This is a genomic window from Polaromonas sp. P3_A5, assembly GCF_056403055.1.
The window spans coordinates 3,216,625-3,242,203 of sequence record NZ_JBFUGF010000001.1; the positions used below are offsets into that span (position 1 = coordinate 3,216,625).

General features: G+C 59.9%; 28 protein-coding genes. 2 read left to right on the top strand and 26 right to left on the bottom strand.

Translation table 11 applies throughout. From position 1 onward, the window contains the following. The 21 genes from recO to AC1DU8_RS15550 form a co-directional block, all read right to left on the bottom strand. Complete coding sequence (gene recO, locus AC1DU8_RS15450; protein WP_457279374.1) at positions 1-750, bottom strand: DNA repair protein RecO; 750 nt, start codon at positions 748-750, stop codon at positions 1-3. A 151-nt stretch (positions 751-901) separates the two neighbouring features. Then, on the bottom strand, positions 902-1,849 hold the full coding sequence (gene era, locus AC1DU8_RS15455) for a GTPase Era (protein ID WP_457279798.1): 948 nt from the start codon (positions 1,847-1,849) through the stop codon (positions 902-904). Between the two features lie 174 nt (positions 1,850-2,023). After that, the gene (rnc, locus tag AC1DU8_RS15460; RefSeq protein ID WP_457279375.1) at positions 2,024-2,725 is read right to left on the bottom strand and encodes a ribonuclease III; all 702 of its coding nucleotides are present in this window, start codon (positions 2,723-2,725) and stop codon (positions 2,024-2,026) included. Beyond that, a complete protein-coding gene (locus AC1DU8_RS15465; protein ID WP_457279376.1) occupies positions 2,726-3,067 on the bottom strand; it encodes a DUF4845 domain-containing protein in 342 nt (113 codons plus the stop codon). A gap of 71 nt (positions 3,068-3,138) precedes the next feature. Beyond that, on the bottom strand, positions 3,139-4,110 hold the full coding sequence (lepB, locus tag AC1DU8_RS15470; RefSeq protein WP_477726945.1) for a signal peptidase I: 972 nt from the start codon (positions 4,108-4,110) through the stop codon (positions 3,139-3,141). Positions 4,111-4,121: 11 nt separating this feature from the next. Next, entirely contained in the window at positions 4,122-5,933 is a 1,812-nt protein-coding gene (lepA, locus tag AC1DU8_RS15475) for a translation elongation factor 4 (protein ID WP_457279378.1), read from the bottom strand. A gap of 568 nt (positions 5,934-6,501) precedes the next feature. After that, entirely contained in the window at positions 6,502-7,965 is a 1,464-nt protein-coding gene (locus AC1DU8_RS15480; protein ID WP_477726946.1) for a DegQ family serine endoprotease, read from the bottom strand. Positions 7,966-8,088: 123 nt separating this feature from the next. Further along, a complete protein-coding gene (locus AC1DU8_RS15485) occupies positions 8,089-9,117 on the bottom strand; it encodes a MucB/RseB C-terminal domain-containing protein (protein WP_457279380.1) in 1,029 nt (342 codons plus the stop codon). A 36-nt stretch (positions 9,118-9,153) separates the two neighbouring features. Further along, positions 9,154-9,762, bottom strand: a complete 609-nt coding sequence (locus AC1DU8_RS15490) for a sigma-E factor negative regulatory protein (RefSeq protein ID WP_457279381.1) — start codon at positions 9,760-9,762, stop codon at positions 9,154-9,156. 104 nt (positions 9,763-9,866) lie between these two features. After that, the gene (gene rpoE / locus AC1DU8_RS15495) at positions 9,867-10,511 is read right to left on the bottom strand and encodes an RNA polymerase sigma factor RpoE (RefSeq protein WP_457279382.1); all 645 of its coding nucleotides are present in this window, start codon (positions 10,509-10,511) and stop codon (positions 9,867-9,869) included. Then, complete coding sequence (locus AC1DU8_RS15500; protein WP_457279383.1) at positions 10,508-11,050, bottom strand: hypothetical protein; 543 nt, start codon at positions 11,048-11,050, stop codon at positions 10,508-10,510. Before AC1DU8_RS15500 ends, rpoE begins: the two co-directional genes overlap by 4 nt. Positions 11,051-11,082: 32 nt before the next feature. Then, the gene (gene fabF, locus AC1DU8_RS15505) at positions 11,083-12,327 is read right to left on the bottom strand and encodes a beta-ketoacyl-ACP synthase II (RefSeq protein WP_457279384.1); all 1,245 of its coding nucleotides are present in this window, start codon (positions 12,325-12,327) and stop codon (positions 11,083-11,085) included. An 82-nt stretch (positions 12,328-12,409) separates the two neighbouring features. Beyond that, a complete protein-coding gene (acpP, locus tag AC1DU8_RS15510) occupies positions 12,410-12,649 on the bottom strand; it encodes an acyl carrier protein (protein WP_011484542.1) in 240 nt (79 codons plus the stop codon). Positions 12,650-12,808: 159 nt separating this feature from the next. Beyond that, a complete protein-coding gene (gene fabG / locus AC1DU8_RS15515; protein ID WP_457279385.1) occupies positions 12,809-13,555 on the bottom strand; it encodes a 3-oxoacyl-ACP reductase FabG in 747 nt (248 codons plus the stop codon). Continuing rightward, complete coding sequence (gene fabD / locus AC1DU8_RS15520) at positions 13,552-14,502, bottom strand: ACP S-malonyltransferase (protein ID WP_477666237.1); 951 nt, start codon at positions 14,500-14,502, stop codon at positions 13,552-13,554. Before fabD ends, fabG begins: the two co-directional genes overlap by 4 nt. A 92-nt stretch (positions 14,503-14,594) precedes the next feature. Further along, positions 14,595-15,236, bottom strand: coding sequence for a hypothetical protein (locus tag AC1DU8_RS15525; RefSeq protein WP_477688759.1), 642 nt, complete (start codon positions 15,234-15,236; stop codon positions 14,595-14,597). Continuing rightward, a complete protein-coding gene (locus AC1DU8_RS15530) occupies positions 15,217-16,581 on the bottom strand; it encodes a sialidase family protein (RefSeq protein ID WP_477726947.1) in 1,365 nt (454 codons plus the stop codon). Before AC1DU8_RS15530 ends, AC1DU8_RS15525 begins: the two co-directional genes overlap by 20 nt. A 44-nt stretch (positions 16,582-16,625) precedes the next feature. Further along, complete coding sequence (locus AC1DU8_RS15535) at positions 16,626-17,603, bottom strand: beta-ketoacyl-ACP synthase III (RefSeq protein WP_457279389.1); 978 nt, start codon at positions 17,601-17,603, stop codon at positions 16,626-16,628. After that, positions 17,603-18,718 (bottom strand): phosphate acyltransferase PlsX, encoded by a 1,116-nt coding sequence (gene plsX, locus AC1DU8_RS15540; RefSeq protein ID WP_457279390.1) that lies wholly within the window; start codon positions 18,716-18,718, stop codon positions 17,603-17,605. The genes AC1DU8_RS15535 and plsX overlap by 1 nt, the downstream gene beginning before the upstream one ends. A gap of 88 nt (positions 18,719-18,806) precedes the next feature. After that, positions 18,807-18,989, bottom strand: a complete 183-nt coding sequence (rpmF, locus tag AC1DU8_RS15545) for a 50S ribosomal protein L32 (protein WP_007873878.1) — start codon at positions 18,987-18,989, stop codon at positions 18,807-18,809. 239 nt (positions 18,990-19,228) lie between these two features. After that, entirely contained in the window at positions 19,229-19,783 is a 555-nt protein-coding gene (locus AC1DU8_RS15550; protein ID WP_457279391.1) for a YceD family protein, read from the bottom strand. A 25-nt stretch (positions 19,784-19,808) separates the two neighbouring features. Between AC1DU8_RS15550 and AC1DU8_RS15555 the strand changes: the two genes are divergently transcribed. Further along, positions 19,809-20,456 carry a Maf family nucleotide pyrophosphatase gene (locus tag AC1DU8_RS15555; RefSeq protein ID WP_457279392.1) on the top strand — a complete coding sequence of 216 codons (648 nt, stop codon included), beginning with the start codon at positions 19,809-19,811 and terminating at the stop codon, positions 20,454-20,456. Continuing rightward, on the top strand, positions 20,453-21,220 hold the full coding sequence (locus tag AC1DU8_RS15560) for an SAM-dependent methyltransferase (protein WP_457279393.1): 768 nt from the start codon (positions 20,453-20,455) through the stop codon (positions 21,218-21,220). Before AC1DU8_RS15555 ends, AC1DU8_RS15560 begins: the two co-directional genes overlap by 4 nt. Before the next feature lie 73 nt (positions 21,221-21,293). On the opposite strand, the gene AC1DU8_RS15565 is transcribed toward AC1DU8_RS15560, so the two are convergent. From AC1DU8_RS15565 to AC1DU8_RS15585, 5 genes are all read right to left on the bottom strand, one after another. Continuing rightward, a complete protein-coding gene (locus AC1DU8_RS15565; protein ID WP_477726948.1) occupies positions 21,294-22,352 on the bottom strand; it encodes a S49 family peptidase in 1,059 nt (352 codons plus the stop codon). A gap of 21 nt (positions 22,353-22,373) precedes the next feature. Beyond that, positions 22,374-22,748 carry a Rieske (2Fe-2S) protein gene (locus AC1DU8_RS15570; protein WP_477726949.1) on the bottom strand — a complete coding sequence of 125 codons (375 nt, stop codon included), beginning with the start codon at positions 22,746-22,748 and terminating at the stop codon, positions 22,374-22,376. 7 nt (positions 22,749-22,755) lie between these two features. Continuing rightward, on the bottom strand, positions 22,756-23,415 hold the full coding sequence (locus AC1DU8_RS15575; protein WP_477647252.1) for an HAD family hydrolase: 660 nt from the start codon (positions 23,413-23,415) through the stop codon (positions 22,756-22,758). Positions 23,416-23,479: 64 nt separating this feature from the next. Then, a complete protein-coding gene (locus AC1DU8_RS15580) occupies positions 23,480-24,094 on the bottom strand; it encodes a hypothetical protein (RefSeq protein ID WP_477726950.1) in 615 nt (204 codons plus the stop codon). Continuing rightward, positions 24,091-25,245 carry an RluA family pseudouridine synthase gene (locus AC1DU8_RS15585; RefSeq protein WP_477666232.1) on the bottom strand — a complete coding sequence of 385 codons (1,155 nt, stop codon included), beginning with the start codon at positions 25,243-25,245 and terminating at the stop codon, positions 24,091-24,093. The genes AC1DU8_RS15580 and AC1DU8_RS15585 overlap by 4 nt, the downstream gene beginning before the upstream one ends. Between the last annotated feature and the right edge of the window lie 334 nt (positions 25,246-25,579).

The window sequence follows — 25,579 nt, forward strand, 5'->3', positions numbered from 1 at the left end:
TTAGAAAGCTTGCAGGTCCATCATCATCTGCCGGGTTTTCAGGACCTTGACGCCGCAATGGTAGTGCAGCAGCCCGCGCAACTGGGTTTTAAGCTCATTGAAGCCGGGGATACAGGCCCGTACCGTGTCAGAGAACAGCGCCTCGTCACCCAGCGCCTGCTGCAGCGCCTGCCATTGCCCGCCGGGCAGGCTGACGCGATCGTCGTCGTGCGCTTGCCGGAGCCCCGCCTCTGGCACCAGCACATAGCGGGTGTCCGGATCGAGCGGCGCCAGCGTGGCGGTTTCGGCGTCCAGCAGGGGTAAAAGGCCGATGTCGCGCAGCAGCCGCAGCTCAAACGCGCGCAACGCCAGCTGCAGGGTTTCGGCACTTTGTGCGGCGATCAATTGCACCGTGGCGGCGTAGGCGTCAAACAGCACCGGATGCGGGTCGTCACGCGCCATCAGGCGCATCAAGAGCTCGTTGAGGTAATAGCCCGACAGCAATGCATCCCCCGTGGGCATGACGTGGCCGCCCTGCCACTCAGCGCTTTTCAGGGTGCGGATTTCAGCATCGCCGCCAAAGGCGATATGCAGCGGCTGCAAAGGCAACAAGATCGGCCGGAAGCTGGAGCTGGGCTTCTTCGCCCCCCGCGCCACCAGAGCCACCCGGCCATATTTACGGGTGAACACCTCCAGGATCAGGCTGGACTCACTCCAGTCGTAGCGGTGCAGGACGTAGGCGGGTTCATCGCCGATGCGCTTGGTGGCCATGTGGTTCAGGAGGCCAGGCAGGAAACCAGCAGCGAGAACTGAGGGAACTCCCCCTTCAAGCCGGGGCCGCGGAACCGGCTTTGCCGGGCCGCAGGCGCAGCGGCCCCCTCGGGGGGCAGGGAGCTACACGCAGTGAGCGACCGTGGGGGCCTCATTCATACCCGAATGTCTTGACCCGGGCCTCATCGTCGGCCCAACCCGAACGGACCTTGACCCAGATCTCCAGGAACACCTTGCCGCCCGTGAGGGTTTCAAGCTCATGCCGGGCTTCAGTGCCGATGCGTTTGAGCTTTTCACCCTTCTCGCCAATGATCATGCCTTTGTGGCCGTCACGCTCCACCACGATGGTGGCGGCAATTTTGCGCAGGGTGCCCTCTTCTTCATACCGGTCAATGATGACCGTTGAGGTGTAGGGAAGTTCGTCCCCCGTGAGGCGAAAGAGCTTCTCGCGAATGATTTCCGCCGCCATGAAGCGATCGCTGCGGTCGGTCAATTCGTCGGCACCGTACATCCAGGGCTGGACCGGCAGGTATTTTTCGCAAATGCCGAACAGGCGCTCGATGTCCTTGGCGTTGTTGGCCGACATCGGCACGAACTCGGCGAAATTGTGCCGCTCCTGCATTTCCTTGAGCCAGGGCGCGATCTCGGCGCGGCGGTGAATCAAATCAAACTTGTTAGCCAGCAAAATCGCGGGTGTCTTTTCGGGCAGCAGAGCCAGAACCTTGGCGTCGGCCTGGTTGAATTGACCGGCTTCCACCACAAAGACAATCAGGTCCACATCATTGACGGCGCCGACCACAGTGCGGTTCAGCGAGCGGTTCAGCGCGTTGCCGTGCCGGGTCTGGAAGCCCGGCGTGTCCACGAAGACATACTGCGTTGCCTTGACCGTGCGCATGCCGGTGATGCGGTGGCGCGTGGTCTGGGCCTTGCGCGAGGTGATGCTGATCTTTTGTCCCACCAGGGCATTGAGCAGAGTGGACTTGCCCACGTTGGGCTTGCCGACGATGGCGATCAGGCCACAGCGCTGCTCGCCGGCGGACGATGTGTCAGCAGCGGCGGGCACGGCCGCGCCGCGCGAGGACAGCGCCTGCGCCAGCATGGCTTCCAGCGCATCGGGCGGCTGCACGGCTTCCGGGGCTTTGGCTTGACGCTTTTTCGGCGCGACTGCAGGGGGAGTCGCCGCAGCAACTACCGGTTTTTTCGGTTCTTTTTTACCTGTACTCATAATCTTGGTGTGTTGGCCTGCGGCCTTCGGGCGGCTGCCGGCTCGGAGTCAGGAATCCAGTGTCTTGACAAACATCAGCATGGCTGCGGCGGCGGCTTGTTCGCCGGCCCGGCGGGAGCCGCCGATCCCGCGCTCGGCCCGGCCATATTCAGTGATCTCGCATTCCACATCGAAGGTCTGCTTGTGGGCCGCACCCATGGTACCCACCACGCGATAAATCGGCAGGTTCATTTTGCGCCCCTGCAACCACTCCTGCAATTCGGTTTTCGGATCTTTGCCGATGGCCTGCATCTGGGGGTTGATTTCCACGTCCTTGAACAGCCGGCGCACCAGCAGGTTGGCCGCCTCAAAGCCGGCGTCCAGGTAAACGGCGCCTATGACAGCTTCCAGCGCATCGGCGAGGATGGAGGGCCGCTTCTGTCCGCCTGATTTTGCCTCGCCTTCGCCCAGCCGTACCAGATCCGGCAAGCCAAGCACGACGGCAAGTTTGTGCAGGGTGTCCTGCTTGACCAGGTTAGCCCGCACACGTGAAAGATCGCCCTCAGGCAGGGTGCTCAGTTGCTCGTAGAGCAACCCCGCGACAGCCAGGTTCAGGACGGAATCGCCCAGAAACTCGATACGCTCGTTATGGTCGGTTGAAAAGCTGCGGTGCGTCAGCGCTTGCTGGAGCAGCCTTGGGTCGGAAAAATCATGCTGCAGGCGCTTTTGCAGTGCCAGCAGACCAGGACTTGAGGTAGCACTCGCTCGCACTTACTTGGCACGGCCGTTGTACTTGAGCAGCAGATAAGCTGGGCCGGCCATGTGGATTTCCTTGTTATAGGCGAAAGACACCACAGTTTTGTCACCCTCTTTGGTCACTTCGATATCTTTGGCAGTAATTGACTTGATGTCGTCAATCTGGGCGGCCTTGTCAAAGATAGTTCTGGCCTCAGCCACGGTATTGCCTTCCCTCGCCTTTCCGGCGGCCTTGAGGATGGCCTGATATTCAATCAGCGTCGGGGCAACCTGGGCAGCCAAAATGCCACCACATACCAGAACGATGCCCACAAACAGAAGGCCAATAAAGGAAATGCCACGTTGACGATGTTTCATTTTTTCTCCTGCTCTGACTAGGAAGTCCTGTCGTATTGCCCTTGGTACACCAAAGTGTGCCAAAAAAGCGGCTACTCGAAAGAACCGATACGCTTGAGGTTGCCGAAATTCATCCAGACAAAAAAGGCCTTGCCGACAATGTTTTTATCGGGAACAAACCCCCAATAACGGGAATCCAGCGAATTATCGCGGTTATCGCCCATCATGAAATACTGCCCCTCAGGCACCTTGCAGACAACGCCTTCGCTACTGTAACGGCAATTTTCCTTGAAAGGAAAGTCCATGACCTCCCGCTCATCGAGGCCGGCCCGCCGGGAGTCGTCATTCAGCAGGCGGTATTTCTTTGTCCCATTGACCTCTTCGAACTGTTTGGCGTAACGCAAAATATCTTCGTCAAAAAAGTCGGGCAAAGGCGTCTTGACCAGAGGCTTGCCGTTAATGGTCAGCTTCTTGTTCAGGTAGGCCACCTCATCCCCGGGCACACCCACCACCCGTTTGATGTAATCCAGGCTCGGTTTTGGCGGGTAGCGAAACACCATCACATCACCGCGCTGCGGGGTGTTGTTGTCCAGTACCTTGATATTGAGCACCGGCAAGCGAACGCCGTAATGGAATTTATTGACCAGGATCAGATCGTTGACGAGCAAGGTCGGGATCATGGAGCCAGAAGGAATCTTGAAGGGCTCAAACAGGAAGGAGCGCAACAGGAAAACCACCACGATCACCGGGAACAGGCCGGCGGTCCAATCCAGCCACCAGGGCTGCATGATGAGCCGGGTTCTGGCTTCGTCAACATGGTTGTCGACCTGGCTGATGCCTTTTCCGGCGAGCTCAGCCTGCCGCCTGGCAGCACTTTCCTCGAATGCCGCCGCCGCGCGGTAGCGCTGCGGCAAAAAGTAAAACCGCTCGGCCAGCCAGTAAATCCCGGTGACCACCGATGCCAGGAACAGCAGCAGGGAGAAGTTTCCGTCCACGACGCCGAAGTACCAGGCAGCGCCATAACCCACAAATGCGGCCAGCACCATGGCCGTGATCGTGCTCATTGCGCCGCGCATCAATCTTCCACCTGCAAAATGGCCAGGAAGGCTTCCTGGGGGACTTCAACGGAACCGATTTGTTTCATGCGTTTTTTACCCGCTTTTTGTTTTTCAAGGAGCTTGCGTTTGCGTGAAATATCGCCGCCGTAGCACTTGGCGATCACGTTTTTGCGCAGCGCCTTGATTGTCTCACGCGCAATAATATTGGCCCCGATCGCCGCCTGGATGGCCACATCGAATTGCTGCCGGGAAATGATCTCGCGCATTTTGGCCACCACCGCCCGGCCGCGGTAGGCCGACTGGCTGCGGTGGACGATGATGGACAGCGCGTCGACCTTCTCGCCATTCAGCAGGATGTCCACCTTCACCACATCGGATGCCCGGAACTCCTTGAATTCGTAGTCCATCGACGCATAGCCGCGGGAGACGGACTTGAGCTTGTCGAAGAAGTCCAGCACGATCTCGCCCAGCGGCATTTCATAGGTCAGCATGACCTGTTTGCCGTGGTAGGCCATGTTCAGCTGGATGCCGCGCTTCTGGTTGGCCAGCGTCATCACGGCGCCCACGTAGTCCTGCGGCATATACAAGTGCACGGTCACAATGGGCTCGCGGATCTCGTTAACCTTTCCGCCGTCGGGAATTTTGGAGGGATTTTCAACCTTGAGGAGGGTTCCGTCGGATTGGAGAACTTCATAGACCACACTGGGAGCCGTCGTGATCAGGTCCTGGTCGAATTCCCGCTCGAGCCGCTCCTGGACGATTTCCATGTGCAGCAGCCCCAGGAAACCGCAGCGAAACCCGAAACCCAGCGCCTCGCTGACCTCCGGCTCATAGTGCAGCGACGCATCATTGAGCTTGAGTTTTTCCAGTGCATCGCGCAGGGATTCGTATTCACTGGCCTCTGAGGGATACAGGCCGGCAAACACCGCAGGCTGGATTTCCTTGAAGCCGGGCAAAGCCTCGGTGGCGGTAAAGGCAGCGCCGCCTGTCCCGGGCTTGATCAGGGTCACGGTGTCGCCGACCCGCGCCGCCTGAAGCTCCTTGATGCCAGCGATGACAAAACCCACCTCGCCGGATTCGAGTGCCTGGCGAGGCTCGGTATGCGGAGTAAAGACGCCTAATTGCTCGGCGTTGTACATCGCCTCGCTGGCCATCAGCTTGATACGGTCACCCTTGGCAAGCCGGCCGTCCACAACACGCACCAGCATGACGACGCCCACATAAGCGTCGTACCAACTGTCAATGATCATGGCGCGCAACGGGCCGCCTGGATTACCTTTGGGCGGCGGAATCCTGGCAACGACGGCCTCCAGGATTTCATCGATGCCCATGCCCGTCTTGGCACTGCAGGGAATCGCATCGGTCGCGTCGATGCCGATCACTTCTTCGATTTCCTGCTTGGCGTTATCAGGGTCGGCTTGCGGCAAGTCCATCTTGTTGAGCACCGGCACGACTTCCACACCGAGGTCCAGCGCGGTGTAGCAGTTGGCGACGGTCTGCGCTTCCACACCCTGGCTGGCGTCCACCACCAGCAGCGCACCCTCGCATGCGGACAGCGAGCGGCTCACTTCATAAGAGAAGTCGACGTGGCCCGGCGTGTCGATCAGATTGAGGTTGTAGACCTCGCCGTTGAGTGCCTTGTATTTGAGCGCAGCGGTCTGCGCCTTGATGGTTATCCCACGCTCTTTTTCAATATCCATCGAATCCAGAACCTGCGCACTCATCTCTCTGTCCTGCAAACCGCCGCAGCGCTGGATGAGACGGTCAGCCAGCGTGGATTTGCCGTGATCAATGTGGGCAATGATCGAAAAATTTCTGATGTGATTCATCAACGAGAACGCCTAAGTACTTGAAAGTATTGCGAAGAGATTGAATGGAATTCGCGAGGGCCATAAAAAAGGGCGCGTCGAGTAGCGACGCGCCCTGAACCAACAATCTATGGCAACTGCGATAGTTGGAACTTCATTGTAGGCAAAAAGCCGGAGCCGAACAGTCCCGAAATGGCCATATTTTTGTCGTTGCAGGCTAGCAACATGGATCTTATGCACAACTTATTCACAATTTTATACTGCTTGTCTCTGGACAACTTGTGGGTGATCTGTGGAGCGTTCGGTATTACTCAAAATAAAGAGAGAAACCGGGTCTTTAGCCATTCCGATATATCGAAATAGCGCAGGCGGGAGCTCATATTCTACCGAAAACGGTCCATGGACCACCTCATTGTGAGCAATCACTAACAAAAAATGAGATCCGGCTCCTCGCAAAATATATTTTTGCGAAACACCAAATTTCCGCGCCAGACATCAAAAACCCCCATAGCCCGGCAGGGTATGGGGGTTAATGGCAGCCTCCCGGCTCTTGCTGTGACGCTGCGAGAAAGAGATCTAAGGTAGCGCTTCAGCGAGATGGCCTGATCAGCGCGTATTGCGCCCACTCGCCCCGCCGGAACAGCACGTTGATGGCTTTGGACTTGTCGATTTTGGCAAGGGCCGCTTCAAATTCCTTGACGCTGGTGACTTCGGAGTTGGCAATCGCCACAATCACGTCGCCTTCTTTCAGGCCGGCCCGCGCAGCAGCCCCTTCGGCGGTGTCCACCTTGACGCCACCCTTGACCTTCAGCTCCTTCTTCTGTGCGTCGGGCACTTCACTCACGGCCAGACCCAAAGCCTGTGCGGCACCCGCTACCGGGGGCTTGGGTTCGGGGCCAGCCGAAGCCTTGCGCGCGGGTTTTTCTGCCTCGACCTCACCAATCGTGACCGAAAGGTCCTTGCTCGCGCCGCGCCTGAAGACGGTCACCACGGCCTTGGTACCCGGCTTCACGTTGCCGACCATGCGCGGCAGGTCGCTGGATTTTTCAATCGGCTTGCCGTCGAACTTGATGATGATGTCGCCGGCCTCAATGCCCGCTTTTTCTGCGGGTGCGCCGCTTTCGACACCCCTAACCAGCGCGCCCTGGGCCTTGCCCAGGCCAATCGATTCCGCCACCTCTTTGGTGACCTGGTCGATCTGCACACCGATGCGGCCCCGCGTGACCTTGCCGCTCGTGCGCAGCTGATCGGACACGCGCGCTGCCTCATCTATGGGAATGGAAAAGGAAATGCCCTGGAAGCCGCCGGAGCGCGAATAAATTTGGCTGTTGATGCCAACCACCTCACCGCGCATATTGATCAGGGGCCCGCCGGAGTTGCCGGGGTTGATGGCCACGTCGGTCTGGATAAACGGCAGGTAGTCGCCGGTATCCCGCTGCTTGGCACTCACGATACCTGCGGTCACGGTGTTTTCCAGGCCAAATGGCGAGCCGATGGCCATCACCCATTCCCCGACCTTGAGGCGGTTGATGTCGCCGATCTTCACTGCGGGCAGCCCCGTCGCCTCAATCTTGACGACGGCAACGTCACTGCGCTTGTCCGCACCGATGATTTTGGCTTTGAATTCGCGCTTGTCGGTCAACGTGACGATGACTTCATCGGCGCCTTCGACTACATGCGCGTTGGTCATCACAAAGCCGTCGGCCGTCAGGATGAAACCCGACCCGACGCCGCGTGGCTGATCTTCGTCAGGCTGAGGGCTGCGGTCCGGCCGGGGTGCGCGGGGCATATTAGGGGGGATCGGTATGCCAAAGCGCTTGAAGAATTCCAGCATCTGTTCGTCGGCACTTCCGGAAGCCGCTGCCTTGGCTTTCTCCAGGGTGCGGATATTGACCACCGAAGGACCCACCTGCTCCACGAGGTCCGTGAAATCCGGCAATGTGCGGTTCTGCGCCCAGACCGGCGCGACCGGCAGCACCGCCAGGACCGCAGCGCTTCCCACGATGGCCGCCGTCAGGCAGGAGCGCAGGGGTTTCCAGTTCAATTCAAGCATCATCAGCCTCGTCATAAATGTTGTCATCCGGCAATCACACCCGGCGGCAACCCAAGGCTGGCGCCGGAGAAAATTGTTGCAGCACGTGGCCCCCGAGAAAAGTACCAGGAGCACCAGTGCATATTATTTCTTGCGCTCCAGCCCGCCCGCAAAAAGCTTCAAAGTGCCCATGGGGACTTCACCCATCACGGTGACCCAATAGGCGTCGAGCTGCCGGGTAATCGTCTGGGTGGCGCCCATCGACAGGCTCGATTCCTGACCGTGGCGCTGGCGGTCGAACGGTTCTACAAAAATCGACACCGATGCCAAACCATCCGAGAAAATCCACTGCAGGGGCTCTTCACCGGCCGCAGTGCCGGCAGGCGCCAGTGCCGTCGCCGGCCGCTTGTAGCAACTCATGGGTTTAAAGCCCGCTACAGGCGCCTTCAGGAGCCAGCCTTCCGCGCTTGCCGTGGTCTTCATGAGAACAGGCTTTTCCACACGGTAACCGTCGACCTTGCCCATCATCTGGAGGAGCTTGTCCATTTTGACCGGAGCATCAAGCTGCAATTCTGAAAATGCCGCCTGTTCCAGGACCTTGCCGTCGGTATCGAGCGTCTGCAGCTTCACGACCAGGCCTTTCTTCTGTTCTGTCCAGACCCGGTAGCCAAACCGCATATTGTCTTTGGGCGCCAGCAGCACGATATCGGCCTCGACGCCCGCCACACGCTCGGTACCCTCCTGACGGACCTTGTAATAGTCGGCAATCCGGTTATCGGTTGACTGCAGCAACTGGGGGAACATACCCAGCGACTCGCGCTTTTCACTGCGAACCACCTTGTGGTCCGGCATGAAGGTGACCACCTGGTCGTTATGGCGAAAAATCGAGCGCGGTGCCCCCGTCAGCGTTTCTACCCGCTCCATTTGCTGGTCGCCCTCGCAAACATGCCAAATCTTCGCACTGGACATGGCGCCACCGGAAGAGACGACAAAGGTGCCGATGTACGAGCGCTTTTTGGAAGCCTCGTGCATGCGCATCAGCCAATCGTTGATGTTGCGGGATTCCATGGGCGTCGCAGCAGGGGCCGGCGGCGGCACCTGTGCCGCTACAAAATTCATAGCTGGCAGCGCACATCCCGCAAGGGCTAGAAGGCGAAATAGCTTGAATTTCATGAAGTTTCCAAAGCCCGGCGACAAGCAGGCGCCCGCTCAGCGTCCTGCATTTTGCGGCGTTTCAAAGGTGGCATTGCGCAAGAAGCCCGAGGGCTCCTGCAGGGCCGATGTGCCCCCCAGCTGCTTGTGCGCAGCCAGCAGTTCCTCCAGCCGGGCATCCCGCACCATTGGGCCTTGGGGCGAAGCAACCAACACCTGTTGTGACAGTGGCGCCTGGGCAAGCTGCGGCGCCGAGCCGGGTGCCAGCAAGCCAGAGGCATTCCACGCAATGGCAGCCACCGCGGCGAGTGAGGCAAATCCTGCTACCAGCTTCCAGCGGAAATCGCTGTCATTGGCGGCTTCGCCATGCGGTTGAGACATTGCTTGCACGGGTACCTGAACAACATCCAGAGCCGGAGCAGCAGGATGAAAACTCGAACCGGCCGGGGTTTCCTGGGCAAGGCGCTGGTTCAGGCGCGCCAAAAAGGCCATGTCCGCCCCTTTGGTCCGAAGCGCAGGCGACCGCAAGGCATCGCCAATCAGGTGATAGGCGTCCCAGGCGGCGACCGCTGAATCATCGCGCCGGCTGGCATCGAGTGCAGCCACAAGTTCGTCCCCGTCCAATTGGCCATCGGCCAAGGCAGACATGAGTTCGCTGGTTTGCATTGACGGTTTCATCATGTTCGTGGGCAGCGGAACTGCCGTTTTGAAAGGCTCAAAATACGGGGTCTGATTCGTGGGTTCATGGATGGCTCCTGGGTGCTGCGACTTCACCAGCGCTTGCCGCTCTGGTTTTCCAGCAACGGTTTCACCTTCTGCGAAATTGCCTCGCGCGCCCTGAAAATACGTGACCGCACTGTACCGATGGGGCAATCCATCGCCTCTGAAATCTCTTCGTAGCTCAGCCCTTCTATTTCACGCAGGGTAATGGCCTGGCGAAGCTCCTCAGGCAAGGCTTCCATGGCGGCATTGATGATTTCCGCAATTTCCTTGGTGGCCAGCACGGCTTCCGGCGTTTCCGAGCTTGTTAGTTCGTTTTCAAGCGGGGAAGTTTCATCGCTTTCATCGCTTTGGCCCGATTTAAAGGAGTTTTCAGAGACGGTTGGATCCCGTTTAAGGTCCATCAGGGCCTTTTTGGCGGTATTCACCGCAATCCGGTAAAGCCATGTGTAGAACTGGGCCTCGCCCCTGAACTGCGCCAGGGCCCTGTAGGCGCGGATGAACGTTTCCTGGGCGATATCTTCCACCAGGTCCACATCGCGCACCATACGGCCTATCAGGCGCTGGATGCGCCGCTGGTATTTGATGACCAGCAGCTCATATGCCTTCTGGTCGCCTGCAACGGTGCGCTCCACCAGCATGGCATCGCTGTCGGTTGCTTTTTCCAGTTGCGGCGGAGGCAGGTCAGCGCTCATGGGTTTTGTGACGTGACTTCAACTGGGCGCATAGACCCCGATACTGCCACAGCCGGCACGGGTTCTGCCGGCAGAAAATCGTGCGGCGATAAGGTGGAAGATGACTTGTGCGGCGAGTAGACCGCCCGGCGCAGATCCAGCCATCGCTCCGGCATGACACCGCGCTCCACCCAAAGCCACAGCCGTGCGTGAACAGAATTTTCAAGCCGAAGCAGTAAATAGTGCTGAAAATCGGCAAGGACTGAAAGCTCATATTCGGCAACGCCCGCCTGGTAACCCGGGCCCTCCCAGCGCCACACTTCGCCATCCCATGCCAAGTGGCCCGCCGGAGAATTTCGCCAACCAATATGTGCTGCCACACCAGCGCCTAACGCGGCAGTAAGTGCCAGGCCGATGCGCCAATCCAGCTGACGGTTTCCATTGAAATACCAGAGCATGGCTAAAAGCAGCCCGGACAGCCATAAACCCAACAAAAGAGTACCCAGAAAACGCGAACGCCCCAGCGGATAAACAACCGGCGGGGCGTTGTGCAGGCTCAAGGCAGGCTGTTGGACGTGCGTGAGCCGGGAAATCAGGCGCGCTTGAAGACCAGCGTACCGTTGGTGCCGCCGAACCCGAAATTGTTTTTGACGGCAACCTCGATTTTTGCGTCACGCGCGGTATTGGCACAGTAGTCCAGGTCGCACTCGGGATCCTGGTTGAAGATATTGATGGTCGGCGGAATTTTCTGGTGATACAGCGAAAGCACCGTAAACACCGACTCAATGCCGCCGGCGCCGCCCAAAAGGTGACCCGTCATGGATTTGGTCGAGCTGACCACCATGTTTTTAGCGTGGCTGCCGAACGCAGCCTTGACGGCGTTTGTCTCGTTCAGGTCGCCCAGCGGTGTGGACGTGCCATGCGCGTTGAGGTACTGGACTTCGTCGGCATTGACACCTGCGTTCTTCAACGCCATGACCATGGAGCGGCGCGGTCCGTCGACATCGGGCGCTGTCATGTGATATGCGTCTGCGCTCATGCCGAACCCGGTCAGTTCAGCATAAATTCTGGCGCCGCGCGCTTTGGCATGCTCGTACTCTTCGAGAACCAGCACACCGCCGCCCTCACCCAGCACAAAACCATCACGGTCCTTGTCCCAAGGGCGAGATGCTGTTTTCGGGTCTTCGTTGCGGGTGGACAGGGCACGCGCTGCGGCAAAGCCGCCTACGCCCAGCGGAGAGACGCAGGACTCAGCGCCACCGGCCACCATCACGTCGCAATCGCCATATTCAATCATGCGCGCCGACAGGCCGATGGCATGAAGTCCGGTCGTGCAGGCCGTTACGACCGCAACGTTGGGGCCTTTAAAGCCGAATTTGATGGATACATGCCCGGAAATCATGTTGATGATCGAGGCAGGTACAAAAAACGGAGACACCCGGCGCGGGCCGCGATTGACCAGCTCGGAATGCATTTGCTCGATCATCGGCAAACCGCCGATGCCCGAACCGATATTGCAGCCAATGCGGGTCGCCAGTTCGCCGTCTAGCGCCTCGCCCGTCGGCAAGCCGCTGTCGGCCACCGCCTGGAAAGCTGCAGCCAGACCCAGATGAATGAAGCGATCCATGTGCCGCGCTTCTTTTTCGGGAATGTAATCCGCGATATTGAAGCCTTTGACCTCACCGGCAAATTTGCAGGCAAAGTTGCTTGCATCAAACTGCGTGATCAGATCAATTCCGGGTACACCGGCAATCAGATTGGCCCAGGATTCAGCCACGGTATTACCTACCGGGCTGACACAACCCAGACCTGTCACGACGACACGACGACGGCTCATTCAAAAATCCTGAGAAGAACCCGAAAAGCCCTGGAATGACTTTTCAGGCTTGATGACGGCGGAGGCAGGCGAAAGCCTTGCCTCAAGCCTTTTGATGGGTGTTTGCGTAGTCAATCGCGTTCTGGACAGTGGTGATCTTCTCGGCGTCTTCGTCGGGAATCTCAATGCCGAACTCGTCTTCCAGAGCCATAACCAGTTCTACGGTGTCAAGGGAGTCAGCGCCCAGATCGGCCACAAAGGCTTTTTCGCTGGTGACCTGGCCTTCTTCCACGCCGAGTTGTTCGGCAATGATTTTCTTAACACGTGCTTCGATATCGCTCATAGTTCCCTCTGAGGGTTGTAAATTAATCCGTGATTTTACCGCGTTAGAGTCGTTTCCCTAAGCACCGCGCCGGACGGATAAAAACCGGCTTCGATTTCCCGTGTTTTACCACTCTCAGCCCGCTGTTTTCATGAAACTGCAGGGCTGACGCTTCAAGAGCTACATATACATGCCGCCGTTGACGTGAATCTCCTGGCCTGTGATGTAGGCCGCCTGTGGACTTGCCACAAAGGCCACAGCGTGCGCAATGTCTTGCGGTTTGCCAAGATGGCCCAGCGGGATCTGCCCCAAAAGTGCTTTTTGCTGCTCTTCCGGCAATCCGGCGGTCATGTCGGTCTCGATAAAGCCTGGCGCCACGCAATTGACAGTGATGTTACGCGAGCCGAGCTCGCGAGCCAGTGCGCGCGTCATGCCGGCCACGCCGGCCTTGGCCGCCGCGTAATTGGATTGGCCCGCGTTGCCCGAGGCACCAACGACGGATGTGATGCTGATGATGCGGCCGTAGCGCTGCTTCATCATGGTGCGCATCACGGCGCGGCTCATGCGGAACACGGCCTTGAGGTTGGTGTCCAGCACCGCATCCCAATCGTCATCCTTGAGCCGCATTGCCAGCATGTCGCGTGTGATGCCCGCGTTGTTGACCAGCACCTGCAGGCCACCGTGCTCCTTGACGATGGCGTCGATCAGCGCTTCGGCGGCGGTAACGTCGTTCACATTCAGGTTTTTGCCGGCGCAACCCGGAAAAGCCGCAAGGGCCTGGCCGATTTTGGCCGCGCCTTCATCGCTGGTCGCCGTGCCTATCACTTTGAGGCCTTTTTGGGCCAGCTCCAGCGCAATGGCCGCGCCAATACCGCGCGATGCGCCGGTGACCAGTGCGACCTGGCCTTCAAACTTGACTTCGCTCATGCCAGTAACTCCTTCACTTCCGCCAGGGAGGCGGGATCAAACAGGGGGACACCCGTCAATTCGGGATCGATTCTTTTGGCCATGCCGGCCAGCACCTTGCCAGGCCCGCACTCGACCAGCGTCGTGAGGCCGCGTGCCTTGATGGCCTGCACGCATTCCACCCAACGCACGGGGCCGAAAGCCTGCCCGTACAGCGCCGCGCGAATGCGGTCAGCGTCAGTCTCGACGGCTACCTCGATGTTGTTGATGACCGGGATTTTCGGCGCTGCGAACTCGACGGCGGCCAGCTTTTCGCGCAGCTTCTCGGCCGCGGGCTTCATCAGGCTGGAGTGGAAGGGAGCCGACACCGGCAGGGGCAAGGCGCGCTTGGCACCGTTGGCCTTGAGCACTTCGCAGGCTTTCTCAACCGCAGCCTTGCTGCCCGCGATGACGGTCTGCATCGGATCGTTGAAATTGACGGCTTCGACCACTTCGGTGGTGTTGGCCCCGAAGCTGCGCGCGGCCTCGGCACAGCCTTCAATCACTTTGGAGGCTTCCATGCCCAGAATGGCCGCCATCGCGCCTATGCCGACCGGTACGGCGTCCTGCATGGCCTGCGCACGAAAGCGCACCAACGGCGCGGCTTGCGCGAGTGTCAGCACACCCGAGGCCACCAGAGCAGAGTATTCGCCCAGCGAGTGACCCGCGACGGCGGCCGGCGCGGTACCGGTTTCGGCCATCCAGGCACGGTAAGCCGCCACACCGGCGACCAGCATGACAGGCTGCGTGTTCGTGGTCAGCGCCAGCGCGTCCTTGGGGCCGTCCTTGATCAGCCGGCCGACATCCTCGCCCAGCGCCTCGGAGGCTTCGGCCAACGTCTGCGCAACCACCGGATGGTCGCCCCAGGCGTCCAGCATGCCGACCGACTGCGAGCCCTGGCCGGGAAAAACAATAGCAAACGATTTCAAATGATTACTCCATGGGTCGAATTCTTGGGTCGCCGAAAAGCATCCGCATGCATTTTAAGAAGATGAACAGTCATTTTTTGAAGCACAGTCTGTCAGGCTGACGACGGTATAGCGCCATTGTGCGCACCACGCAGCCTTGCAAAACCCCATCCGACAGCCGATTTGACGCACTGATAGATAGCCGCAACGGCCAGCCAGGGGTCTATCAGGTAGTCCCACAAATTGGTGGACTCCAGCGACCCCGCAGCCCAGGCCAGTAAAGCCAGAGCGATCAGCACGGGCAGCAAACGAAATCCGCTGGCCCAGCATGCCAGCGACAGCGCCAGAAGCGCCGCCCAGAGAACTGGCGAACCCCAGCCGAGCCGGTAGGCATCCCAGTCACCCCAGCCCAGGGCCAGCGGGTACAAGAACAATGCGCCCACAGCCAGGACAACACTCACCAGCATGCACTCGCGGGTATCCGTCAAGCGGACGCCCGACAGGCGCTGGTACATGCCCAGGCAGGCGAGTGCTACCAAAGAAATGCTCAGGTCCGAGCTGATGCCGCGCACATAGGCCACGAGCGGTAAACGGGCCGGCCCCACCGGGCACCACAGAAGTACAAACACCGCAGCAGTAGCAAACTTGCCCCACGGCCCGACGCCACGCCGCCAGCCCAGCAGCCGCAGACAGCCGGCGCTGAGCGCCAGATCAATGCCGAGCAAGGCGATCAGATCATTTGCCGGAGGAAGCATGGCCGGTCGCCGCTTGCGCGGCCTGGAGGGTTTGCAGGGGGTCCAGCCGCACGTGCTTGATGCGCGTGCGATGCCAGGTATAGACGAGATGCAGGTAGCCGTCGCGGGTTTGCAGCAAGTAAGGATAAGAAAATTCCTGGGAGCAGCTCTGGTCGCCGCACAACTGGCGCCTGGCACTGGCTACATAGGACTGGGCTTCGCCGTCGCTCGCGCCGCGGGCTTTGAGCTCCTGAGTCAGCAGGCGCTCATAGTCAATGAGGGACGTGCGCGACTGCGGATTGGCGGACGACTCCACGATCCATGGCGCCACCCCATCAAACGAGCCGCCCGCCTCTGTTTTCAGCAAGGCCAGCATTTCGCGATTTCGGGGCGCCGGGTTCAGGGCCAGCCATTGCGTGCCGATGTTCGTCACGACGCCGGCCACAGCGGAGTCCGGATTGGGCCAGATGCTTGCAGACGCGCGCGACCAGGTCTTGCCGGCATCCGTGGTATCTGAAACCATCAGCGCCGTGGCATTGCCTGAGCGCATATAGACCTGCGCCTTCTCTGGCCCCGAAACCAGCACCACCGGCTGCAAACCGGTGCGGCTACCGGGAACGCGAACTTTGTCGATGACCTGGCCCAGAGCGTTGATGCGCAGGACTTCGCCGAATTTGGTGACGAACTCGTGGTACACCGGCAAGCCGGTCTCGCCGCTTTCAAAGCTGACGGGTGCTCCTTTGACCAGCGTACTGATGTTTAGGAAGGGCGACGTCACCAGGCGGCGTGGCATGCTCCAGGTCGCGCCTTCATCCGTGGAACGCGCCCAGCTGATGGAGCTGCCCGCCCATCCGCCCAATGAAACGTTGACCATCCACAGGCAGAGTGAGCCATCGGGCGCGCGAGCAATCACCGGATTGCCCAGTTTCTTGACATAGCGCCACAGGCCCTGCTGAAGTGTTTGACGGTTGAACAACGTGCTTTCTGCGCTCCAGCGCAGGCTGGCGGGGTCCATCACTGCGGTCTGGATGGTGACATCCCCCGCGCCTTCGCGCGAGCCCGAAAACCAGACCGCGCGCAAGCGGCCATCACGCAACTCCACGAGGGAGGCCGCATGCACGGCCTGGCCGGGAGAAGATGAGACAAATTGCGCATCAAAACGAAAGCGGCCGTCCGGCGAAATCTGCTGCGCCGACAAGCCGGTGCGTGGCACGGATTTGACGGCACCAGCCGAAGGGCTGGCCGCCAATGCCGCAAAAGGGGTGGCCGGTGGGCGCTGCAGGATTTTCCATCCAGCCAAGGCAAAAGCCAGCACCAGCAAGGCTGCTGCAAGGCGATCCCATGCACCGGACGGTCTGAAATTCAAATGCCCACCTGTCTGTGAAAGCCTGGCAGATGGGTGGGAGCCACTCAATAGTTGAGAAGCACCGCACCCCAGGTAAAGCCGCCGCCCACGCCTTCGAGCATGAGGGTGTCGCCTTTTTGGATCTTGCCGCTGCGCACGGCCACATCCAGCGCGAGCGGGATAGAAGCCGCGGAGGTGTTTCCATGCTGGTCGACGGTGACAATCAGCTTCTCGAGCGGCATCTTCAGTTTTTTGGCCGTGCTCTGCATGATGCGGATGTTGGCCTGGTGTGGAATCAGCCAGTCGATGTCGGCATCGGTCATGTTGGCTTTTGCCAGCGTAGCGCGCGCGGCGCTTTCGAGCACGCCCACAGCCAGCTTGAACACGGCTTGGCCATCCATCTTGAGCAAGGGGTCGCCCAGGATCTGACCACCCGAGACATTGCCCGGCACACACAGGATGCCGACATGCTTGCCGTCGGCATGCAGGTCGCTGGCAAGAATGCCGGGCGTGTCCGAGGCCTCGAGCACCACGGCGCCGGCGCCGTCGCCAAAAAGCACACAGGTGGTCCGGTCTGAAAAGTCCAGGATGCGCGAGAACACTTCCGCACCGATCACCAGCGCCTTGCTGGCCGAACCGGTGCGGATCATGGCGTCAGCCACGGTCAATGCATAGACGAATCCGCTGCACACAGCTTGCACGTCAAAGGCCGGGCAACCGGCGATGCCCAGTTTGTTCTGCAAAATGCAGGCCGCCGAGGGAAACACCATGTCCGGGGTCGAGGTCGCCACGATGATGAGGTCGATGTCCGCAGCCTGCAGACCCGCAGCCTGCAGTGCATTTTTGGCGGCTTCTACACCCAGATCGCTGCTGGTCACGTCGGACGCGGCAAAGTGGCGGGCCCGGATGCCGGTGCGCTCCACAATCCATTCATCGGAGGTTTCCACACCCCGGGTCGCCAGGTCGGCGGCCAGTTCGGCATTGGTCAGTCGGCGCGGCGGCAAATAACTACCGGTGCCGGTGATGCGTGAGTAACGGGTCATTAATAAGTGGCCGGTGTTGAGACTGCTGAGTCAACTGACATTGAAGGGGTGTCGACGGGCGCATCAGCAGGGGGCGCCGCCTGCGCTGCCACCAGCAAAGGGGCCGCATGGGCTATGCGTTCGCGCACTCTCTCAAGCAAATTGTTCCGAGCCGCATCATAAGCCCGATTCAGCGCCGTCTCAAAAGCAAAGGCGTCCGCTGAGCCGTGGCTTTTGAAAACCAGGCCTTGCAGACCGAGCAAGGCGGCGCCGTTGTACCGCCTGTGGTCAACTCGATTTTTAAACGCAGTTAGCACCGGATAGGCAATGATGGCCGCAATTTTTGTCAAGATATTGCGGGAAAACTCAGCCTTTATGAAGCCCCCGATCATGCTTGCAAGACCTTCACTAGCCTTGAGCGCGACGTTGCCCACAAAACCGTCACAGACGACGATATCGGTCGTTCCCTTGAAAATATCGTTACCTTCGACATTCCCGTAAAAATTCAAATCACCGGAATTAGACGCAGAACGCAACAACTCACCGGCTTTTTTGATAATTTCACTGCCTTTTATCGCTTCTTCGCCAATATTGAGCAGGCCGACACTGGGCGTGGGGTTGCTGGTGATGGCTGCCACCAGGGCGGATCCCATCACGGCAAACTGCAGCAGGTGATCTTCGGTGCAATCGACATTGGCACCCAGGTCCAGCACCGTGGTGGCGCCACCCAAGGCATTGGGCAGCTGGGTAGCAATGGCCGGACGGTCTATGCCCTCCAGGGTTTTGAGGACGTAGCGGGCAATGGCCATCAAGGCGCCGGTATTGCCGGCCGATACGGCCGCTTGGGCCACACCATCCTTGACCTGGTTCATCGCGACCCGCATCGAGGAGTTCTTCTTGCGCCGCAAGGCGATCTCGATGGGATCGTCCATGGTGACGATCTCGCTGGCCGGAACGATCTGGCAGCGCGGATGGACCTGAAGGCGGGGGTACAACGGGTGCCCCGCGAGGACTTCAGGCTGGCCGACCAGCACCACAGCAGCATCCGGATGGCCATCCAGAAATGCCAGGCTGGCCGGGAGCGTAACGGCTGGGCCGATATCGCCGCCCATGGCATCGACAGCGATCCTGATCATGGGGCGACCGGTGCAGTCAAGAGAGAGTGGAATTCAGGCAAAAGAAAGGCCCGCAGGATGAGTGCGGGCCCATGCTCAAAGCGTGGAATTACGCTTCGGATTTGGTTTTCAGCACCTTGCGGCCACGGTAAAAACCGGTAGGGCTGATGTGGTGGCGCAGGTGGGTTTCGCCGGTGGTGGATTCCACGGCAATGCCTGGCACGGTGAGTGCGTTGTGCGAGCGGTGCATGCCGCGCTTCGAAGGTGACTTTTTGTTCTGCTGGACGGCCATGATCCGCTCCTGATGGGGTGTAAGGTTGGTAAATTACGCACCAAAATCCGAGTTCAGACAGCTGGACCTGAATATCGGCCCAAGGCGGTCTAAACGCCATGTAACCGTATTCACCGCATTGGTACGCGAAGCCTTTGATTATAGCTCGATGCGAGACAAATTTCATCACCTCAACCCGCGACTGGTGAAATGCCGACAAATCTAGGAGTTTTACCTGAGAAATAAGTAATTCTAAATTACTACTTTTTTGCTTTAAGCTGCGCCAGAACCGCAAAGGGATTGGGTTTTTCACCAACCTCGCCCACCGAATCTGCATTGTCACCAAGGTCGCCCGCCTGCAGTTTGGGCGCGACAGGGCACACCTCATGCATGGGCACCAGCGGCAGGGCCATCAGCAATTCATCTTCCAGCACAGCGAGCAAATCGAACTGGGGCGCCATCACCAGCAAGTCTTCTTCAGACTGGTCGTCCTCGGCCATGGCGATGTCTTCATTGGCCACAAAGCGGTACCACTGGTCGACCTCTACAGGTGTGGCAACCACACCCATGCAGCGCTGGCAGGTCAAAGGCACCACGGCCTCGGCCGTCAGATGCAACCATACGTCGTCTTCAGCGCCCGGGCGCGGGCGTAGCTCGCCGACCGCCTGCCATTTCACCGCCGAATCGGCCTGTAGCCCTTGCGCTTCGTGCGCAAGGCGCTCCATATTTCGTAGCAAAGTAGTCTCGGAAAGCGCTACGCCATCCTGGGCGAAAGCGGTCATGTTGAGTCGGTTGGGCTGCAGGGATCTGGACATGAGTGCAGTGTAAGAGAATCAAGGCATGAACCCCGCCCCCGACCTCGCCGCAATCTCCGGACACACCGGACAAGACCGCCCCCTGATTTTGGGTTCGACCTCCCGCTATCGCCGGGAATTGCTGCAGCGGCTGCATATCCCGTTTGAGGTGGTCGCGCCCGACGTGGACGAAACGCCCCATGCCGGCGAGCTCCCTGGCCCCCTGGCCGAGCGGCTGGCCCTGGCCAAGGCCCGGGCTGTTGCTGCGGCATTTCCCGGCGCGGTTGTCATCGGTTCCGACCAGGTCGCCGACCTCGACGGCCAGCCGCTCGGCAAGCCGGGCACCCACGAAAAAGCCGTCGCCCAGCTCCGCAGGATGCGAGGGCAAACCGTCATTTTTCAGACGGCTGTGGCCGTCGTGTGCCTGGACAGCGGCTATGAAGCGCAAAGCCTGGCCGCAGTGAGGGTGAAATTCCGCGCGCTGACGGATGACGAAATTGAAAACTACCTGCGCACCGAGCAACCGTACGATTGCGCGGGCAGCGCCAAAAGCGAAGGCCTCGGCATTGCACTGCTTGAATCGATCGACAACGACGACCCGACTGCGCTGATCGGCTTGCCGCTGATCCGCACCTGCAGGCTCATCGAAGCCGCAGGCGTGAGGCTGCTTTCAGCCTACGGGAGCCAGCCATGAGCGGCGCAGCGAAAGGGAAACTTTACCTGGTGCCCGCGCCGCTCGACTTCGGCTGCGACGACCTTGCCCCTCTGCAGGATGTCATGCCGCTGGGCACCGTGCAAATCGCCGCCAGGCTCTCCTGCTGGATCTGCGAAAACGCCAAAAGCACGCGCGCCTACCTCAAGCGTATCGACGCGCTGCAGCCGCTCAGCGCGCCGCTGCAGTCGCAGCAAATCCAGGAGCTGCCACGGGAGGTTCACAAAAAAGGCGACCATACCGGCAACTTCGACGCGCGCCCCCTGTTGATGGCGGCCGTGGAAGGCCGCGACATGGGCCTGGTCAGCGAAGCCGGCATGCCTGCCATTGCCGATCCCGGATCCTCCGTGGTACGCGCCGCCCATGACCTGGGGCTGGAGGTTGTGCCGCTGACGGGCCCGATGTCGCTGATGCTGGCGCTGGCAGCGAGCGGCCTGAACGGCCAGCATTTTGCGTTTGCCGGGTATTTGCCGCAGGCACCGGCCGAGCGCGTCCAGCGCATCCGGGAACTGGAATCCCTGGCGCTCAAATCCGGCCAGACCCAGCTCTTCATCGAAACACCCTATCGCAACGCGGCCTTGTTCCAGTCACTGCTGCAAACGCTGCAGGGCAACACCCGGCTGGCGCTGAGCTGCGGCCTGACAATGACCAAAGGCTGGTCCCGCAGCGCGCAGGTCAGCGGCTGGAAACGCGACAAGCTCCAGGCGCCACTGGAATTGCCAACCGTCTTCTGTATCGGCCGCTAAAGCGCCAGACACGAACAAAAGAGCCCGCGCGAAGCGGGCTTTTTGACAAAGGCCATCGCCTTCTCAAGTCGCCCTAGCGAAGCGCCGGGATCGCCTTGAAGGCCTTCATGGCACCCTCGCCCATCGCCGCGCCAAACTTCTTGGCCAGCCGTTCGGCCACATTGTCGCGACGGGTGTAGTCAATGATCTCGTCGGTCTTGACCACTTCTCGGGCCACATACTCCAGGTTGCCTAGCTGATCGGCCAGGCCCAGTTCCACCGCCTGCTGGCCGCTCCAGAACAGGCCGCTGAACATCTCGGGCGTTTCCTTCAGGCGTTTACCGCGGCCGGCTTTGACCACCGCGATGAACTGCTGGTGGATCTGGTCCAGCATGGCCTGTGCAAAGACCTTTTGTTTTTCGCTTTGCGGGCTGAACGGATCAAGAAATCCCTTGTTTTCGCCGGCCGTCAGCAAGCGGCGCTCCACGCCCAGTTTGTCCATCAAGCCTGTGAAGCCAAAACCATCCATCAGCACACCGATGCTGCCCACAATACTGGCCTTGTCGACGTAAATCTTGTCGGCCGAGACGGCGATGTAATAAGCGGCCGAGGCACAGGTTTCTTCGACCACAGCGTAAACCGGCTTCTTGTGCTTGGCCTTCAGGCGCAGGATTTCGTCGTTCATCATGCCGGCCTGCACCGGGCTGCCGCCGGGCGAATTGATCAGCAGCACGACCGCCTTGGCGCCTTCGTCTTCAAAGGCGGCACGCAGCGCCGCGTTGACGAACTCGGCGCTGGCGTCGGCGCCCGCGGCGATTTCACCCTTGATTTCCACCACGGCCGTGTGCGGAACAGTCGCATCGCTGGCAGGCGTGCCGCGATGTAGTGCCATCCACACCAGGGCGATAAAAAATGCCAGCCAGGACAGGCGCACAAAGGTTTTCCAGCGCCGCGTCGCTTTTTGCTCGTTCAGCGCAGCAAAAGCCAGTTTCTCAAGCGTCGCGCGCTCCCAGCCGGGGGTGGCGGAAGGATCAACGGCGGACTTTTTGGCCTGGGAATAAGGCGGAAGGGATTCCGGCTGGTTAGGCCGGAAATCTGATTCGCGCAGCGAATCAGAGTCCATGGGAGGGTCGGGGCGATGGGGATCGTTCATGGGCGATAGTTTAGAGAGGTATTAGAACTGTAGCGGTTTAAGGTTGTAAGCAGAATGCCAATAAACAACCCCTTCGATTTCAGAAAGCTCGATTTTGACCAGCCCTCCCTGGCAAGGCCCGCCGGCGCACAGGCCGGTATCCGGACGGTAAACGGCGCCATGGCTGGCGCATAACAGCCACCGCCCCCCGGCATCAAACACCCGGTTGGGTTGCCAGTCCAGCTCCATCGCGACATGGGTGCAGCGATTGAGATACGCGTGGACTCTTCCTTCGTAACGGACCGCAAAGGCACGGCAGGTCTGCCCGGCATAAATGACATCGAACGGCACTGCCAACCCGCCTTCAAGCAGGTCGCGGCTATTGCACAAAGCTTGCCGGGGGTCCGTGGACGTCATCGAAAGACTACCCGTTGGCCAGCAGCCAGTCGTGCAGTTCCTGCACCGAATGCGCGACATGGCGCGGCGACAGATCGGTAAATGTGTCCGGCTCATGCGCGCCATAACTCACTCCCACACTGGCACAAGCAGCATTGACCGCCATCTGGAGGTCATGGGTGGTGTCACCCACCATCAGCACGCGCCCCGCGGGAATACCGAACTCCGCCATGAGCTCATGCAGCATGCGCGGATCGGGCTTGCCTGCCGTCTCGTCAGCCGTGCGGGATCCGTCGAACACGCCCTTGAGCTCTACGGTGCGCAGTACTTCGTCAAGGCCGCGGCGCGACTTGCCGGTGGCCACCGCGAGCAGGTGGCCGCGCGCTTTCAAGGCGTCAAGCAGGGGAAGCACGCCCTCAAACAGGCTCAGGTCGTCGTAATGCGCAGCATAGTGATGGCGGTAGCGCTCGCCCAGTTGGGGATACTTTTCAGGCGGCACATCAGGCGCTGCGTGAGCCAGCGCCTGCATGAGGCCCAGGCCGATGACGTAGCCGGCTTCCTTGTCGGTGGGGACCGTGCCGCCCACATCACGCACCGCGGCCTGGATACAGCGCACGATGATTTTGGTCGAATCAAACAGCGTGCCATCCCAATCGAAAGCGATCAGGTCGAAATTTCGGGTTTGCATGGAGATATTGTCTTAGGGAAGGTCCGGCTATGCGCGCACATGGACAAACGTTGAAATGCAGGCGTCAGTTGTTCCGGTTTTTACGGAACCACCACGACGAGAACCCGTAAATTGCGCCCAACAAGACGCTTGCCAGGCCGAGCACCGTCAAATGGAACAGCGGTCCATAGTTTTCAAGAAACCCCCACCCTGAGTCGTCGAACGGATGCCGGTTGTGGGGATTGTAAAAATACAGCGCATCCCATCCTTGTGTCACTGTCCCCGGATTCAAGGCCACAAAAGCGCACACACAAACCACCAGGCAGATTGCCGACCTGGAAACAACAAAACGAAATGCAGACACGGCGTTCAGGGAAGGCACCATCCGTCTGTTCAACAGCCAAAAAACCGCGGCCGCCAAAAGGGTGGGGAGCGGAAACAGAAGCATCGTTTCAATATTTCCCCACGACACCCAGAACATGAACTCCGTCAAAAACGGCCAAAAGATGACCGAGGGCACTTCGCTCCACCGGAATTCGCCGCGCCCAAGCTCACCTGCCACCAGGTAATACGCCACACCGTACAGGGCAGGACCGGCAAAAACAAACATCAGCACTGTTGCGGCCAGGCCGCTGAACTTTCCCCGTATCGGCTTGGCTGCGCTGTTTGAGCCAAGCGCTTCAGGGCCCCCGCGAATCATGTAGAAACCTGCGCCGGTAAAAACTGTTGCAGTTCAGGCGGCAAAGGCGCCTGCAGGTGCACGACCTTGCGCAGTTTGGGGTGGTTAAATTTCAGGCTCCAGGCGTGCAGAAACATGCGTTTGAGCGATACCGTGCCCGGGGCGGACCTCTGCAGCGCCCGGTTCAGTTCAAAGTCGCCATACTTGTCGTCGCCGGCAATCGGATGACCTTCATTAGACAGGTGCACGCGGATCTGGTGGGTGCGGCCGGTCTTGATCGTGACTTCGAGCAAGGTAAAGGGCGTTGCGGGCGCCAGCAGACTGGCGGGAAAAGCCGACTTGACCTTGACCAGCGTCACCGAGCGCATGCCGTCGGGGTGATCGTTGGGCACCACTTTCACACGCCGCTCGCCATCGGGCAACAAATACTTGTGCAACGCTTTGTCGATCACGCGGTGATTGGCCGGCCAGTCGCCTCCGACGAGGGCCAGATAGACCTTGTCGGTTTCACGCTCCCGGAACTGCTCCTGCAGCAGCTTGAGCGCCATGCGCCGCTTGGCGATCAGCAAGATGCCGCTGGTTTCGCGGTCCAGCCGGTGCACCAGCTCCAGAAAGTCAGCCTCGGGCCTGGCCATGCGCAGCTGTTCGATCACGCCGAAGCTCACGCCGCTGCCACCGTGCACCGCCACACCGGCCGGTTTGTCGATAGCCAGCACAAAGTCGTCCTCAAAAAGAATCGGGAATTCGCGGGACGGGGCATAGCCGCCCGTGGTCGAACTCGCGCCGTGGCGGGCGATTTCCTGGGCCATGGCCTCGGCCTTTTGCCCGGCCCGCTCAGAGGTGCGAACCGGCGGCAGGCGCACGATGTCGCCGGTCTCCACCCGCGTATCGGCCTGCGCCCGGCCCTTGTTAACCCTCACTTCACCGCTTCGGATGATGCGGTAGACATGGGTTTTGGGCACGCCCTTGAGTTGGCGGATCAGGAAATTGTCGAGGCGCTGGCCCGCATAGTCTTCATCTACCGTCACCAGCGTGGCCTGCGGCGCAGCCGGGGCCGCCGCCTGGGGATTGGATGGTGCCGGGGTGGACGCGGACACGGCTGCGGGCGGCCATACCGGTGTTTTCCCGGGTTTCCTTGCCAAGCCCTTTGCTGACCCTATAATGTGTTTCACTAGCGATGCGCTGTAAGTGGTTGATTTGTCTGGAGTTTAGTCCACGCAAGTCCCCGGCCCTGAAAAGGCAAACAAGCAGCCTTGCTGGAAGGTCGATGCCCACGCCGGCAATTGCCCGCAAGCGACGAGTGCCAGGCACCTCGCGGCGAGCGTCTTTGCACGGTAGAAGAGTCGACGTTTTGCGAACAACACTACGGAATACCATGTGTGCAGCCCAAGTCATGAACAACAGGCTGCATGCGGATCCAGTCGAGATCAAGTCCTTTAACGGGTAGCCCTCTGATGACAACACTGGTCAGTCTGATTTATATGTGCCTGCGGCGCCTCACGACAT